This is a genomic window from Flavobacterium sp. AC267 (assembly GCF_979258715.1).
The window spans coordinates 2,270,821-2,285,459 of sequence record NZ_OZ409875.1; the positions used below are offsets into that span (position 1 = coordinate 2,270,821).

General features: G+C 34.9%; 21 protein-coding genes and 1 pseudogene. 5 read left to right on the forward strand and 17 right to left on the reverse strand.

Annotated elements, in window-relative coordinates:
- Positions 1-38: 38 nt before the first annotated feature.
- Together ACZZ95_RS11720 and ACZZ95_RS11725 are read left to right on the forward strand one after the other, a co-directional pair.
- A complete protein-coding gene (locus ACZZ95_RS11720) occupies positions 39-2,153 on the forward strand; it encodes a cation-translocating P-type ATPase (RefSeq protein ID WP_463469155.1) in 2,115 nt (704 codons plus the stop codon).
- Positions 2,150-2,560: a cation transporting ATPase C-terminal domain-containing protein gene (locus ACZZ95_RS11725; protein ID WP_463469156.1), complete on the forward strand. Its 411-nt coding sequence runs from the start codon at positions 2,150-2,152 to the stop codon at positions 2,558-2,560. Before ACZZ95_RS11720 ends, ACZZ95_RS11725 begins: the two co-directional genes overlap by 4 nt.
- On the opposite strand, the gene ACZZ95_RS11730 is transcribed toward ACZZ95_RS11725, so the two are convergent.
- The 12 genes from ACZZ95_RS11730 to ACZZ95_RS11785 all read right to left on the reverse strand — a co-directional run bounded on the left by ACZZ95_RS11730 (position 2,535) and on the right by ACZZ95_RS11785 (position 10,167).
- A complete protein-coding gene (locus ACZZ95_RS11730; protein WP_463469157.1) occupies positions 2,535-3,890 on the reverse strand; it encodes an MBL fold metallo-hydrolase in 1,356 nt (451 codons plus the stop codon). The two genes, ACZZ95_RS11725 and ACZZ95_RS11730, sit on opposite strands and share 26 nt — an antisense overlap.
- A 1-nt stretch (position 3,891) precedes the next feature.
- Complete coding sequence (locus ACZZ95_RS11735; protein ID WP_463469158.1) at positions 3,892-4,464, reverse strand: restriction endonuclease; 573 nt, start codon at positions 4,462-4,464, stop codon at positions 3,892-3,894.
- Positions 4,430-4,723 carry an ATP cone domain-containing protein gene (locus tag ACZZ95_RS11740; RefSeq protein WP_463469159.1) on the reverse strand — a complete coding sequence of 98 codons (294 nt, stop codon included), beginning with the start codon at positions 4,721-4,723 and terminating at the stop codon, positions 4,430-4,432. The genes ACZZ95_RS11735 and ACZZ95_RS11740 overlap by 35 nt, the downstream gene beginning before the upstream one ends.
- Positions 4,724-4,820: 97 nt before the next feature.
- A complete protein-coding gene (locus ACZZ95_RS11745) occupies positions 4,821-5,270 on the reverse strand; it encodes an Hsp20/alpha crystallin family protein (RefSeq protein WP_463469160.1) in 450 nt (149 codons plus the stop codon).
- 119 nt (positions 5,271-5,389) lie between these two features.
- Positions 5,390-5,590, reverse strand: a complete 201-nt coding sequence (locus ACZZ95_RS11750; protein WP_463469161.1) for a helix-turn-helix domain-containing protein — start codon at positions 5,588-5,590, stop codon at positions 5,390-5,392.
- A complete protein-coding gene (locus tag ACZZ95_RS11755; protein WP_463469162.1) occupies positions 5,565-5,984 on the reverse strand; it encodes a Crp/Fnr family transcriptional regulator in 420 nt (139 codons plus the stop codon). Before ACZZ95_RS11755 ends, ACZZ95_RS11750 begins: the two co-directional genes overlap by 26 nt.
- Positions 5,985-6,015: 31 nt before the next feature.
- Positions 6,016-6,438, reverse strand: a complete 423-nt coding sequence (locus tag ACZZ95_RS11760) for a response regulator transcription factor (protein ID WP_463469163.1) — start codon at positions 6,436-6,438, stop codon at positions 6,016-6,018.
- Positions 6,431-7,519 carry a PAS domain-containing sensor histidine kinase gene (locus ACZZ95_RS11765; RefSeq protein WP_463469164.1) on the reverse strand — a complete coding sequence of 363 codons (1,089 nt, stop codon included), beginning with the start codon at positions 7,517-7,519 and terminating at the stop codon, positions 6,431-6,433. Before ACZZ95_RS11765 ends, ACZZ95_RS11760 begins: the two co-directional genes overlap by 8 nt.
- Positions 7,462-7,620, reverse strand: coding sequence for a PAS domain S-box protein (locus ACZZ95_RS11770; RefSeq protein WP_463469165.1), 159 nt, complete (start codon positions 7,618-7,620; stop codon positions 7,462-7,464). Before ACZZ95_RS11770 ends, ACZZ95_RS11765 begins: the two co-directional genes overlap by 58 nt.
- 115 nt (positions 7,621-7,735) lie before the next feature.
- A complete protein-coding gene (locus ACZZ95_RS11775) occupies positions 7,736-8,413 on the reverse strand; it encodes a putative PEP-binding protein (RefSeq protein ID WP_463469166.1) in 678 nt (225 codons plus the stop codon).
- Complete coding sequence (locus tag ACZZ95_RS11780) at positions 8,406-9,437, reverse strand: PEP-utilizing enzyme (RefSeq protein WP_463469167.1); 1,032 nt, start codon at positions 9,435-9,437, stop codon at positions 8,406-8,408. Before ACZZ95_RS11780 ends, ACZZ95_RS11775 begins: the two co-directional genes overlap by 8 nt.
- On the reverse strand, positions 9,367-10,167 hold the full coding sequence (locus ACZZ95_RS11785) for a PEP/pyruvate-binding domain-containing protein (RefSeq protein ID WP_463469168.1): 801 nt from the start codon (positions 10,165-10,167) through the stop codon (positions 9,367-9,369). Before ACZZ95_RS11785 ends, ACZZ95_RS11780 begins: the two co-directional genes overlap by 71 nt.
- Before the next feature lie 231 nt (positions 10,168-10,398).
- Here ACZZ95_RS11785 and ACZZ95_RS11790 point away from each other — a divergent pair, with 231 nt between their 5' ends.
- The 3 genes from ACZZ95_RS11790 to ACZZ95_RS11800 all read left to right on the forward strand — a co-directional run bounded on the left by ACZZ95_RS11790 (position 10,399) and on the right by ACZZ95_RS11800 (position 11,681).
- Positions 10,399-10,956 (forward strand): BRO family protein, encoded by a 558-nt coding sequence (locus tag ACZZ95_RS11790; RefSeq protein ID WP_463469169.1) that lies wholly within the window; start codon positions 10,399-10,401, stop codon positions 10,954-10,956.
- Between the two features lie 53 nt (positions 10,957-11,009).
- Complete coding sequence (locus ACZZ95_RS11795) at positions 11,010-11,267, forward strand: hypothetical protein (RefSeq protein ID WP_463469170.1); 258 nt, start codon at positions 11,010-11,012, stop codon at positions 11,265-11,267.
- A 129-nt stretch (positions 11,268-11,396) separates the two neighbouring features.
- Positions 11,397-11,681 carry a hypothetical protein gene (locus ACZZ95_RS11800; protein WP_463469171.1) on the forward strand — a complete coding sequence of 95 codons (285 nt, stop codon included), beginning with the start codon at positions 11,397-11,399 and terminating at the stop codon, positions 11,679-11,681.
- 205 nt (positions 11,682-11,886) lie between these two features.
- On the opposite strand, the gene ACZZ95_RS11805 is transcribed toward ACZZ95_RS11800, so the two are convergent.
- The 5 genes and pseudogenes from ACZZ95_RS11805 to ACZZ95_RS11825 all read right to left on the reverse strand — a co-directional run bounded on the left by ACZZ95_RS11805 (position 11,887) and on the right by ACZZ95_RS11825 (position 14,517).
- Positions 11,887-12,426, reverse strand: coding sequence for an IS3 family transposase (locus ACZZ95_RS11805; RefSeq protein ID WP_463469172.1), 540 nt, complete (start codon positions 12,424-12,426; stop codon positions 11,887-11,889).
- Positions 12,427-12,462: 36 nt separating this feature from the next.
- Positions 12,463-12,972, reverse strand: coding sequence for an IS3 family transposase (locus ACZZ95_RS11810; RefSeq protein WP_463469173.1), 510 nt, complete (start codon positions 12,970-12,972; stop codon positions 12,463-12,465).
- 358 nt (positions 12,973-13,330) lie between these two features.
- The gene (locus ACZZ95_RS11815; RefSeq protein ID WP_463469174.1) at positions 13,331-13,549 is read right to left on the reverse strand and encodes a GDCCVxC domain-containing (seleno)protein; all 219 of its coding nucleotides are present in this window, start codon (positions 13,547-13,549) and stop codon (positions 13,331-13,333) included.
- Positions 13,550-13,551: 2 nt separating this feature from the next.
- A pseudogene (merTP, locus tag ACZZ95_RS11820) lies at positions 13,552-14,146 on the reverse strand (mercuric transport protein MerTP).
- On the reverse strand, positions 14,143-14,517 hold the full coding sequence (locus ACZZ95_RS11825) for an ArsR/SmtB family transcription factor (protein ID WP_463469175.1): 375 nt from the start codon (positions 14,515-14,517) through the stop codon (positions 14,143-14,145). Before ACZZ95_RS11825 ends, merTP begins: the two are co-directional and overlap by 4 nt.
- Positions 14,518-14,639: the final 122 nt, after the last annotated feature.

Genomic DNA, 14,639 nt, shown 5'->3' on the forward strand with positions numbered 1-14,639 from the left:
TAAATATTATGTTGTAATCTAATTTAGCTATATGACCTATGAATACAAATGAACAAGAATTACAGGGACTAAGTGTTGAGCAGGTAGCAGGTTTTAGAGCAAAATTTGGAATCAATACCTATAATTATAAAAAAGAGAACAGGTTTTTAGCTTTTTTAAAAAGCATTTTTGCAGAACCAATGATTCTTTTATTACTTGTTGCATCAGCGATTTACTTTATCAATAAACAATATAGTGATGCAATATTCCTTGCATTTTCAATTTTATTAATTGCGGCAATATCACTTTACCAGGAAAAGAGAAGTCAGAATGCATTGGCAAAATTACAGGAATTTACAGAGCCTTTATGCAAAGTTATTCGTAATGGCGAGCAAGAGAATATTAAAACACAAGATATTGTTGTAGCCGATCTGGTAATAGTTGAAGAAGGAGGATTGGTTCCCGCTGATGGCGTAATCATGCGTTCAAATGATTTTTCTGTAAATGAATCGATACTTACTGGTGAATCAATGACCGTTTTTAAAGATAAAGAAAAGGAAGATAATAAAATGTTTTCGGGAACTAATATTGTGAGCGGACTGGCTATAATTAAAGTAACAGAAATAGGCAATCAAACAAGGCTGGGTAAAATAGGAAGTAGTCTCGAAGCTATTGCCGAAGAAAAGACACCATTAGAGATTCAGATCGGGAATTTTATAAAAAAAATGGTTTTTGCCGGAGTTATAGTTTTTATTTTAGTCTGGGCTATCAATTATTCAAGAATGGGTAATGTTTTGGGGAGCCTTTTGGTAGCGCTTACTTTGGCAATGAGTATATTACCAGAAGAAATTCCTGTTGCTTTTACAACATTTATGGCACTAGGAGCGCGCCGGCTAATGAAAATGGGCATTGTAGTCAAACAAATGAAAACGGTTGAAACCCTGGGCAGTGCAACCATTATCTGTACAGATAAAACGGGAACCATAACTCAGAATAGAATGGAATTGGCAAGTCTTTATCTGCCATCTGGATTGGAAACCAACATTGATACTTTTAGAGAATTAAAAGAAACCGAGGAACTTATAACAACAGCTATGTGGGCCAGTGAGCCGATACCTTTTGATCCGATGGAAATCGCCCTTCATAATATTTATAAAAAATTTACAGCTAACGATTTGACGGTCAATTTTAAAATGATTCATGAATATCCGTTATCAGGTAAACCGCCAATGATGACACATGTTTTTGAAGATGAGGCAGAAAATCGTATTATCGCCGCAAAAGGAGCACCTGAAGCTATTTTTGAAGTTTGCCATCTTACAACTAAAGAAAGAGAAATTGTATTATTGGCTATGGATCAACTAACCGGTAAAGGATATAGGGTTCTTGGTGTTGCCAATGGTATTTTGGAAGGAAATAATTTTCCAGAAATTCAACAGGAAATTCCGTTTGTATTTAAAGGTTTGGTCGCTTTTTATGATCCTCCTAAAGATAATATTTCGCAGGTATTGAAGTCTTTTTACAAAGCCGGAATAGGCGTAAAAATTATTACCGGAGATAATGACCGCACAACAAACGCGATTGCTCAGCAGATCGGTTTTAGGGGATTTGACAAATCCATTACAGGAGATGAACTGATGAAGTTAAGTGATTCAGAATTACAAAATAAAGTAATGGATATCAATTTGTTTAGTCGAATGTTCCCCGAAGCTAAACTAAGGATTGTCAACGCTCTCAAAGCAAATGGACAAATTGTAGCCATGACAGGAGACGGCGTTAATGACGGACCTTCCCTTAAAGCGACTCACATAGGTATTGCCATGGGAAAAAAAGGGACAGCTATAGCAAAAGATGCTGCCTCATTAATTTTGGTAGAGGATGATCTTTCTAAAATGGTAGATGCCATAGCAATGGGAAGGAGAATTTATACAAATCTAAAAAAGGCAATTCAATATATTATATCAATACATATCCCCATAATTCTGATTGTTTTTATTCCACTTGTTTTAGGATGGATTTATCCGAATATATTCAGTCCGCCGCATGTAATCCTGCTCGAACTTATTATGGGGCCAACCTGTTCGATACTATATGAGAATGAACCTGCTGAAGCAGATACCATGCAGAGAGGACCAAGAGCATTAACTTCTACTTTTTTGAGACAAAAGAATTGATAACAAGTGTTTTACAAGGGATTTTTATTACTATTGGAGTACTAAGCATATACCAATGGTCAGTTTATAATCAATGGAATGAAGACAGAACAAGAAGTATGGTTTTTTTGACTTTGATTACGGCTAATGTTGTGCTCACATTGGTAAATCGATCTTTTTATTATTCATTATGGGTAACACTGCAGTATAAAAATTTTATGGTGTCTCTTTTAATAGGTATTACAATACTTTTAGTTATATTACTTTTTACAGTACCCTTTTTGCGTTCTTTATTTAATTTTGAAATGCCTGCAATTTTTCAGCTCATTTTATGTGTTTTGACAGGTTCAGTATCTGTATTATGGTTTGAAATAGTAAAATATTTCAAAAGAAAAAAAACATCTAAATTTCTATTTCACTTCCTATAAGCGGAACACTGCATTTAAAACCATATCGATCCTGAATTTTTATTCGGAGTTCATCTGCCGGAAGATTTTCTCCATGTACTAAGTAAATACATTTGGGAACATTTTTAAGGTCTGAAAGCCAATTTACAAGATCTTGCTGATCTCCATGGGCAGAGAGTCCTTCTATCTGGACTATTTTAGCCTCTACATTATAGTAGTTTCCGTATATTTTAATTTCATCGGTTCCTTCAAGAAGTCTTCTTCCACGAGTTCCTTCTGCCTGATATCCTACAATTATCACGGTAGTTTTTTCAAGGCCTATATAATGCTCAAAATAAGATAATACGCGTCCTCCGGTTACCATTCCGCTTGCAGCAATGATTACCTTAGGCTGAGGATCTTCAATAATATTTAGGGTTTGCTCAAACTCAGAAACTATGCGAAACATTTTGCACATTTCATGACAGTCACTGGCTGAGATTTTATGCCATTGCATATTCTGTAAAAAAATATCCAAAACACTAGCACCCATCGGGGTATCCAGAATATAAGGTACATTTGGAATTCTGCCTTCAGTTTTAAGCTCCCATATCAAATACATTATTGACTGTGCTCTTTCAACGGCAAATCCAGGAATAATAACAGTTCCTTTTTGTTCGATAGTAGTATTGATATAGTATTCAAGCTCTTTTTTAGCATCCAGATTAGGATGAATGCGGTTACCATATGTACTTTCTAAAAAAAGATAATCTCCAAGTATAGGTTTTGTGGGCGCAAACATGAGGACATCATCATCACGTCCTATATCACCCGAGAAAACCAAAGTTTTATTTTCAAGAGTAAGTGTAATACTGCAGGCACCAATAATATGTCCTGCACCAGTAAAAACGGCCGCAATATTATTGGCTATAACCGTTGATATATTAGGCTGTATAATTTTAAAAAATGGAAGAACAGCTTCAGCCTCTTGTAAAGTATAGAGCGGTTCTGCTTTTTCATGTTTGGAATAATGTTCTTTGTTGGCTTTATTAGCTTCTTCTTCCTGAATTTTAGCACTGTCTAAAAGAACAAGTTTTGCCACATCCTTAGTTGGAGAAGTACAGTATATTTTACCTGTGAATCCCTGTGCAACGAGTCTTGGTAGCCAGCCGCAATGATCCAGATGACCATGAGTGAGAAGTACATAATCTATTGTAGAAGGCAAAACCGGTAAGGGATCCCAGTTAAGTTGTCTAAGGGCTTTAAGTCCCTGAAAAAGCCCACAATCAATCAATATTCTAATACCATTACTTTCTATGAGTGTTTTTGAACCAGTTACAGTTCCGGCACCTCCAATAAATTTTATTTTCATTTTAAATAAGTTTACAAATTTGTGAAGCTTCTTTTAATACATTTCGAATCCTGTTTTCACTAATTCCTATTTTATGTAGGCTTTTTGAATCATTAATAAGATCTTTTACAAGTAATTGATCCAGAATAAGCAATTTTTCTTTTTCAACCATTGTGAGTGTTGTGAGACAGGTAATAGGGTAGAGCCCCCCTTTATCTATTTTATTTTTGATACCGTCATTTTTAGGATAATCCCAGCTCAAAAGAGTTATTCCACTGCAGATGGCAAAATTTTCAGCATCTTTTGTAAATCGATTGTTAGTGACTATTATACAGGAATCGATGTTTTCGCTTCCGCTAAAAATAGTATGCTGTTTCAATTTGAGGTCATTAAATCGGGAAAGAATATACATGGGAACTTTTACATCTGAAGTGCCTTCTCTGTCGCTGTGAAACTTGCATTCCACCATCCAGACCCTGTTCTCTTTTTTCAAAGCTACATCTACTTCATGCGATACACATTTTCCCTGCAGGGTTAGATTTGTTCTTGTTTTGTAGCCTTCAGCAACGATAAAGTCTGGATATGAATTTTTCAAAGAAAAAACCTGCCGGACCAAGCATTTGTAATGCATACCGCAGGTTATATCGCGCGACATGTGCGTTTGACGCTTTTTTTAAGATCGCAAATGCCAGCTTGTATATTTCCTTGGTTGTTATGCCTTCATACATTTGATTTTGTATTTGTAGAAGAGATTCTTTGATAAGACCAGGATGAGCTCCGGATTTTTGAAGAGAAAGTTTTAATTTTTCTATGTCGAAAGGGACGACATGACCTGAGTGCTTAATTACTTTCATGTTATTGAATTATTTCAACAGGTTGAGATTATTTAATCAGAAAGGAAATAAGATGTGCCTGAAAAATATATTTTATTAGCACATCTTACTTTTAGGTTTATCCAATTTTAATTTGTTTTGCAGGAGTCGTAGGACTACTGTTCTTTTTTGGTAGTGTCAGTTTTAAAATTCCATTTTTATAATTAGCATCAATTTTATCGGTCGCTACATTATCTGGTAAAGCAAAAGAACGGCTGAATGAGCTATAGGAAAACTCTCTTTTTCTAAAATTTTTATCTTCTTCTTTGGTTTCTTCTTCTTTTTCTGCACTGATAGTTAAGACTCCATTTTTAACCTCTGCTTTGAAATCCTTATTTTGAAGTCCGGGAGCGACGAGTTCTATTTCAAAATTATCGGTATTTTCAATGACATTAACATTGGGCATAAAAGCTCCCTTTTGATTTGTAAAAGCAAAAAATGAAGGCATGTCAAGAAAACCATCATTAAAAAAATCATCGAAAACGTTTGGTAAAGAAACGTTTTTCTTGGTTGGCACTAGTGTTGTCATGATGTTCTAAAATTTAGATTAAACATTTCATTAAAATTGTTAATCAAAATTATAGCAGATTATCGGTAGATAAGATGACGAAAATCATGTGGAAAATTGATACTCATCACATTGAAGCATTAGTTTTTTATTTTACTGAGTTTTTCTAAGTTAAGTACATGTATGGTACTGGCTGTTTTTTCAATCAAACCTTCTTCCTTAAAATCACTTAAAGTGCGACTTACAGTTTCAGGAGAAGTTCCTGAAAAAGCCGCGAGATCATCTCTGGAGAATTTAATACTGTCGCCATCAGCACTATGCTTGCAGAAGTAAATGTACAATGCCTTGTGCAATTCTTTTTCGTACTGACATATAGGCAATCTGCGACAATCGTTCTTCCTTTTCTCTCATATCATTTGCGAGAATTTTAATGAATTTGGCTCCCACATCCGGATATAAAAAAAGAAGTTTATCAAGCTGTTCTGTTGGCAGGAAGCTCAAAAACGTATCTTCCAGTGCAATAGTGGCATCATTATAAGTATCATTTGAAAACAGTATGCTGATATCCAGATAATCATTTTCTTTATAAACACCCGTAATAAGTTCACGTCCTTCCTGAGTAAATTTTACGGTTTTCACTTTTCCGCTTATGATATAATAGATACCTGATACATGATCACCTTCGTAATGTATATATTGATTTTTTTTATATTGGCGGGTACTGCGATCAAGCATGATTTCTTTTAGTTTTACGAGCCCGTCTTCTTTAGAAATAACTGCATTTAGGTTTTCGGCACTCTGTCCATAAAAAAGCTGCTGTAGCTCTTTTTTTCAATCTGGCTTCTATTGCCCTTAATAATTCGATATCATCAAATGGCTTTGTAAGGTAATCATCAACTCCCAATTCCATGCCTTTTCGAATATCAACCCTTTCTGCTTTGGCAGTTAAAAATATAACAGGGGTTGCCTGTGTTTCAGAATGTTTATGAAGAATATGCAATACACCATATCCGTCAAGTTCAGGCATCATAATATCACATAATACAAGATCAGGTACTATTTTAAGCGCTGTTTCAACTCCTTTTTTTCCATTAGCCTCGGCAAAAACCTCGTATCCTGAAAGTTCAAGTATTTCAACAACATTTTCTCTGATATTGTCATTATCTTCAATAATAAGTATTTTAGTCATAACGTGGGAGTTCAATAGTAAATAAGGTTCCTTTATCAACGGCGCTTTTAAATGAAATAGTACCCTTCATCAATGATACATAACGTGAAACAATATGGAGTCCCAGACCGGTCCCGGGAATATTTCCTGTATTATGGGCTCTGAAAAAAGCTTCAAACAAATGTTTGTGATCTTCCTCAGGTATACCAATCCCGTTATCTTTTACGTTGATGGTTATGGCATTGTCAGTTATAGCAGTCCATAGTTCGATTTCGGTTTCTTCTCCAGAGTATTTTATAGCATTGGATACGAGGTTAATAATACAATTTTTAAGTAGGTTTTTGTCCAGTTTTACAAAAGCAACTTCGGTATTTGATACACATATTATCTTTTGTTTCTTTTTTGTGAGAAGCTTCAGTTCTCCTATAACCTCTTTAATAAAATCCTGCAGATTAAAACTGGATATCTGCAGTGTAATTTTATTCGATTCAGCCTTTTCAAGAAGCAGAAAATCATTCAGAATTGCGGTAAGGTTTGCAATGGCACTTTTTATTTTGTGTATATGTGTTTCAATTTTTGGGTTGTTTAAATCTTCCACATATCGTTGAATTAAGGCAGTAGAGAGCTGAATGGTGCTCAACGGTGTCCTGAATTCGTGAGATGCCATAGATAAGAGCCTGCTTTTAATTTTGTTGAGTTCCTTCTCTTTTTCCAGGGTGTTGCTTACTTCTTCTTGTGTGACGGTTAAGGCTTCAATTGTTTCATTTAAAGTTTGTGTACGGTCTTTTACAAGTTCTTCTAAATGCTGTGTGTATTGCATTAAACGATTTTCTGCTTCTTTTTGGTGGCTCATATCATGAATGAAACCTGCAAAAATTCGGTCACCCTCAAATTTAACTTCACTTACTCCAAGTCTAAAAGGAAATATGTTGCCGTCTTTTTTTCTTCCAAGAACATCCCTGTCATGTCCAATGATATGTGGAATCCCTGAAGATTTATAGTTTTCTATATAAGAATCGTGTTTTTCTCTATCTGGAGAAGGCATCAGCATAGAAATGTTTTTGCCGATAACTTCCTCAGGATTATACAAAAAAGCCGGCACGCAGAAGGATTGATAGATTCAACAATTCCCTTTTCGTTGATTGTAATAATTCCATCGATTGCATTTTCTATAATTGCATTTAAAAGTGCCTGGTTTCTCATTTTGCAATCGATTTGTTTTAAACAAATTTCGTTAAATGTTTTTGATAATCAATGTTTTGTGTTTTTATTTTTATCTAATAATTCCATTTTAAATTTATAACTTCAGAAGTTCTTTTTAGTGCACAGAAATATTTCTTTTTAGCCTTATTTGGGCTAAGGATGTATTGATATTTTTAATGCCATTTATCAAAGCATCGGCATTAAAAGAGATACTGTTGATTCCTGCTGTAACTAAAAATTTTGTAAATTCTGCCGAATCACTTGGCGCCTGTCCGCAAAGGCCAATTTTCTTATCCATTTTATTGGTCGCAGTTATAATTTGAAGAATAAGTTGTCTGGAAGTCGCATTCTGTTCATCAAAAAGATCCGCAATTAATTCAGAATCTCTGTCGATGCCCAATGTGAGTTGTGTAAGATCATTGGAACCGATAGAAAAACCATCAAAAATTGCGACAAATTCTTTAGCCAGTAATATGTTGGAGGGAATTTCTGCCATTACATATATTTCCAGATCATTATCGTGTTGTTTTAAACCATATTCTGCCATGATAGATAACACTTTTTTCCCTTCTTCGGGTGTTCGGCAAAAAGGGATCATTAGCTTTACATTGGTAAGTCCCATTTCGTCGCGCACCATTTTCATAGCCTCACATTCAAGTCTGAATCCTTCGCGGTATTTTTCATGGTAATAACGAGAAGCACCGCGGAATCCAAGCATTGGGTTTTCTTCTTTAGGCTCAAAAAAAGAACCTCCAAGAAGTTGAGAGTATTCATTGCTTTTAAAATCACTCATTCTTACAATGACTTCTTTGGGATAAAAAGTCTGCAGCTATTGTTGCGACACCCTGTGAGAGTTTTTCGATGAGGTAATTAGGCTTATTACTATAGTTTTGTGTGAGTTTTGTTATAGCTGAACTTTGATCAGGATCAAGTACTTTTTCCGGATGGATCAGCGCCATGGGATGTATCTTCACATCGTGGGTTATTATAAACTCAAGTCGTAGCAATCCCACGCCATCATTTGGGTAAAATGATAATTCAAATGCTTTCTCGGGTTCAGAAACGATAAGCTGTACTTTTGGTTTTTCAGGAAGCTGTATTTTGTTTAGTGGAGAGGTCGTCTGCAGGTATTTCAATTTACCTTTATAAACATAGCCTGTTTTTCCTTCTGCACAGCTCAGGGTAATAAGATCTCCGTCTTTGATAATGTCTGTTGAATTACCGGTTCCTACAATGGCGGGGGTTCCCATTTCTCTGGCGACTATAGAGGCGTGACTTGTTCTTCCTCCTTTATTGGTAATGATTCCTGCCACTTTTTTAAGAATGGGATCCCAATCAGGGCTTGTAAAATTAGTCACAAGAATTTCTCCGCTTTGCAATTTTGAAGCCTCTTTTGGCGATAATAAAATTCTCGCAGTACCTGAAATTATGTGGTTTCCTACAGCTTCGCCCTGCGATAGTGCAATTCCTTTTTTCTCCAGTTTGTAAGTAGTTATTGATATAGGTTTTACGAGGGAATGTACCGTTTCTGGTCTGGCCTGAATAATATGAAGTTCGCCATTTAAGCCATCCTTCGCCCATTCAAAATCCATGGGTTTATTATAATGTTCTTCTATAATGAGGGCCCATCTTGCAAGTTTTTCAATTTCAGAATCGTCAAGAACAAATTTATCGCACCATTTTCGGGGCGTAATTTTTAGAACCGTCGAATTAGTACCCGAAGGATTATCATTATAAATGAGCATCTTATTTTTTGCTCCAAGATTTTTTCTGTAAAATAGCTTTTTTATTGTTTTTAATGGATCTTTTAAACACAAGAAACTCGTCTGGAGTAACGATACCTTGCACGATTGTTTCGCCTAAACCCCAGGTACCGGCAATATGAATCACATCTCGAAATCCTGACTCTGGTTCCAGTGTAAATCCGATCCCGGAACAAGCTAAATCGGAGCGAACCATTTGCTGAATACCTACAGAAAGAAATACTTTGTCATGATCAAATCCTTTATCGAGTCTGTATTTAATGGCTCTGTCTGTATAAAGTGATGCAAAACAGCATTTTACGGCATAAATCAGCGGCATTGTACCTTTAATATTTAGAAATGAATCGTGTTGTCCCGCAAAACTTGCATTGGCTAGATCTTCTGCCGTAGCACTGCTTCTAACGGCAACCGCCATATCACTGTCTTCACATAATAGGGAGTATGCATCTGAAATTTCGGTTTGAAGATCCAGGGGGAACTTTGCATCAAGTAACAGCTTTCTTGCTTTTGAGCCAATTTCAGTTAGATTAGTAAAGTCATTCTTGTCTAGGAGGAACATCAGCTCATTTAGTGTAAAACTTAAATGATTATATTCTATAAAATCTTTGTAGGCAATTGTTGTTATGGCAAAACCATTGGGAACTCTAATACCATGTGGACTAAGATTATTGTACATTTCTCCCAGAGAAGCATTTTTCCCTCCAACGTTACTAATATCTCCAATACCAATATCACAAAACTTTAAAATATATTTTTCCATTTTCATTTCTTTTAAATCTCTCATTTTTATGGCTTTTAAATTTGTTTTTAAAGGTAGTTTGATACCTAAAAATTGAAAATGATTACGATCATCTTTTTATATTTTAATCTTTCTTATAAGATGATACAGATCATTTTACTACTGAGATTAATAGATGATATTTGCTGTATTCGATTATAACAACCATGTAATTGAGGATAATTTTATTTTAAGATAAGCTTAGAAAATAATCTCAGATTTTAAATAAAAAGCAAAATGGAAACAACTAAATCACAACGCAAAAGCATATCTATATTTGAGAAACTTAGAAAAATAGATAAGACTGGATATGAATACTGGAGTGCCAAGGATCTTGCAAAATTGCTAGGGTATTCTAAGTATAGTTCATTTATTGAAGTGCTCGATAAGGCAAAGGCTTCCTGCATTAATACAGGTCAGGAGACAGGATTACATTTTAAAGATTTTAGTGCCATAAGATCAGTTGGGAATGATTTAAAAAGAAATGGAGGAGATGTCAAATTATCGCGGTATGGCTGTTATCTTATAATTCAAAACGCAGACCCAGCTTTAAAACCGGTGGCGCTTGGGCAAGCGTATTTTGCTATACAAGCCCGCCTGCAGGAATTAAGTCAGCGACAGAAAAGTAATAATTTTAGAATAGTAAAAGAAAGAAGATATTTTCTTCGTAAAGAACTGGCCAAAAAAAATCTTCAATTAGCCGGAGTCGCCAGAAAAGCAGGTATTGTAAAGCCTGCAGATTATGCATTTTTCAAAACCATGGATATAGAGGACTCTATGGAGGTCTGGATGTAAAAGCAATCCGGGAAATTAGAGGACTTGATTCTGATGAAAATATTCTGGATCGTATGGACAATACTGAATTAGCGGCTAATTTATTTCGCGTTACCCAAACTACAGAGAAGCTCAATAATGATAAAGTTAATGATATTGTTGAGGCTAATAGTATTCATTTTGCGGTTGGATTAAAAACTCGTGAAGCAATTAAAGAAACAATAGGTATTTTCCCAGAAAATTTTCCCATTGCTACTACTATTAAATTAGCGAACAGTAAAGACAACAAATTGAAAACCAGAAAAAACAGTAAAAATAAAACTGTTTTATAATTGAAAATAATCACAAGAGAAATTAAATAAGAAATTATATGAAAACAAAGTTTTACATACTGGCTGTTATTGCTATAATGCTGTATTGCTCGCCAGCAAAAGGATTGGACAAGTACAGATGAAAATGGTTTGGAGACCGATTTAGATGACGTCTCTGGTATTAATGATAATCTTCTTAGAAAGTGGTTTGCATTGAACAAAGAATCAGACAGTATAATTAAATCGGCACAACTCATTATTGATCAGCAGAGAGAACAAGTAGAATCTCACCCTCAGGATGAGCGCGAGAACCTTACAACTTGTGTTGACGATGCCCAGCGGCAATTGGATTTGTTGAAGAAAAAAGTAAAATTCACAAAACGGTTTGCGGCTGATATTAAACAGTATGATCCATCTCTGCGAGCATACAATTGACTCATTAGAGGAAGACTATGTTCGGGAAAAATATAAACTTGAAGATGCATTAAAAGAGTTGAAATAATCAACAATATTTTAAATAGAACTTAATAGAAGGTAACTTACTAGTTTTAATAAATCCATTTTCCATAACACAATACTACTAATTTAATTTTTGCAAGTATAATTAGTAAAATAAAAATCAAGGCTTGTGGATTTGCTTTTAAGAAATTAGGTGTTTATTTTGGAATTCTTCCATAGTTAGATTTCCAAGAGCAGAATGTCTTCGCACGGTATTATAGAAATTTTCAATATAGTCATGAATTGATTTTCCGGCTTGTTTTCTGTTTTTGTATTTATAGCGGCATACCAATTCTGTTTTAAGTGTTTTGAAAAAACTCTCCGCAACTGCATTATCGTAGCAGTTGCCCTTCCGGCTCATGCTTTGAAGGATCTGTTTGTTTTTTGATAATAAATAGGTGAAATTTTTACAGGCATACTGGATTCCCCTGTCAGAATGAAATATTAATTTCTGGTAGGGAAGCAAAGGACGGTTTAGTAAGGCTTTTCTAAATGCGACGACGCTGGTGTCCATAGATTTCAGGGTTTTGCTTAACGACCATCCTATAACTTTTCGGTCAAATAAGTCTATAACTGTGGTTAGATATGCCCAGCCTTCTGCTGTCCTGATATAGGTAATGTCCGAGACCCATACTTGGTTCTGGCGGGTCGCCTTAAAATCCTGATTTAATAAATTTTCCATGCCGCAGGATATTTGGAGGAGGAGAGAGTGGTCCTTTTAAATTTTAATTTTGTAATCCAGCGGAGTTCTTTGCTCGGCCATTATCTTTCTGACCAGAGAAGGGCATACTGTAATACCTAGTGCGACCAATTCTTTGGATATTCTCGGGCTTCCATATCTGCCTTGGCTCCAGTGGTAAATTCTTGAAATCTCTGACGCAATAAAAATTCTGCGTTCTGATCTGCTTGTAGAAAGTCCTTTCAGCCATTTGTAATAACAACTGGGATCAATCTGGAATATTCTGCATATTTTCACAATGGGAAATCTTCCAGTATTTTCCATGATGAACCTATACATTGCCTTTCTTGGCTGGTGCAGATGTCCGGCGCCTTCTTTTAAAATATCACGTTCCAGTCTGATGTTTTTGATTTCCTTCCGAAGTCCTGCTATTTCCTTTTTGTCTGAATCCCAACCCGTTGCTTTCTGCAGGCTGAGTCTTCCGTCCCTGAAGAGATTTTTCCAATGCTTGCAGGCTGTTTTTATTGATCTGTAGCTTATCAGCTGCAAGCCGTATGCTTTTATACTCCATGCTGGTCTTGATAGCCCAGATTTTAAACTCTATGCTGTATTTTTTTCTGGCATTTTTCATCTTGTGAAAAGTTAGAGATATTATTCTGCCGTCAGACAGTTTGTAATTTAATATGATTTTTTCTAACTTTTTTCTACCCTTTTAAACAAAATTCGCCTTAGCTTTCTGTGGCAAAAAAGATATCAAGTCCAAGATTTTTGAATTTTTACAGTGCAATCAAAATTAAAAAAAATGGCCGGCTTATTTTTGTTGCAAAAAGGTATCCATTCCAAATTTTATGTGGCATGATTTTAACCACAAAACCAAATAGTATTACTTTTTTTAAATTCGTTTATTTTATATAATCATTAGCGAGCATTTTTTATCCTGCTGAATAGGAGGACAGGCAATGCTTCCATAGCCGCAGTATACACAGCAGTCGCCTTCTTTTGGTTTGAGAACTTGTTTACAGCTTTCACATTCATAAAAATATTGACAAGAATCTGTAGGCATTATTTCTTCTTTCTTATGGCCACATTTTGGACAAGTTATTATTGATTCTAATATCACTTTCATTTTTATTTTATATTGATTACAGTATATCCGGTTGTATTAATTGCTTTTTCAATTTCATTGATATTAGATAAGGTATTGTCAAACTCTACCGTAGCTTTGCCATTTTCATAACTGACCTTTGAATCAATTATTCCTCTCAATTTATTTACCTCGTGATTGACATGTTCCTCGCATGACTTGGACAAGTCATGCCTTTTATTGTAAATTCAGCTTTTTGGATATTTGAATTTTCCGCTACTATTATTTCTTTATCTGTCTTTGGATAAAAAATGGACGAATAATAGGGAAATGTAAGCATACCAGCTATAAGTACTGTTGCAATTCCAAGAAAGATTTTTGAATGAATGAATTTTTGTTTTTCTACTGTATCACAATTACACTCAATTTGTTTTTAGGCTTTAACTTTTTATACCAAGCGTATGCAAGAACTAAAACTGTCAAGCCAATGGAATATTGCCTGAATGGTTCCAGCCAGGAAAAAGTAGAAGCAAGTCCACTTGTTCCGGCAATAAGAGCTAATACTGGTGTAATACAACACAGTGAAGCGACTATAGCACTTATGAATCCCGCTCCAATTAATTTATTGTCAATTTTCATAAAATTTCTAAAATTTTATTTTCATCAAGGATTAGAAAAAAGGGTTTTAACATTTTTTCATATTCCTTTGTCAATGAATAAAAGATTGTTTGTGCTTCTCGTTCGGTTTCGATAAGTTTCCTGTCTTTTAATTTTCTTAAATGCTGGGATACAGCTGATATACTCATAGTGAGAACATCACTGATATCACAGACACAAAGCCGTTTTTCCTCATATAGCAGAAATAGAATTCTAAATCTAATATTATTTCCGGCTAATTCGAGTCCGTTTGATAAATAATCAAAGGAGCTATTTAGCTCGGATAGTCTTTCTTTACAGCGGTTTATCTGTTTAATATCCGCCTGTTGGCGTATGCAAGAATTATTGTCCATTGTGCAAATGTAGCTAATTTGCTTATTTAAGCAAATGCTTAAATAAAAAAAATGTTTTTTTAACTGTTACAGCTTTTTGAGATTAGAGGTTTTGATTGTGATTTTCGAGTTAAATACTTTTA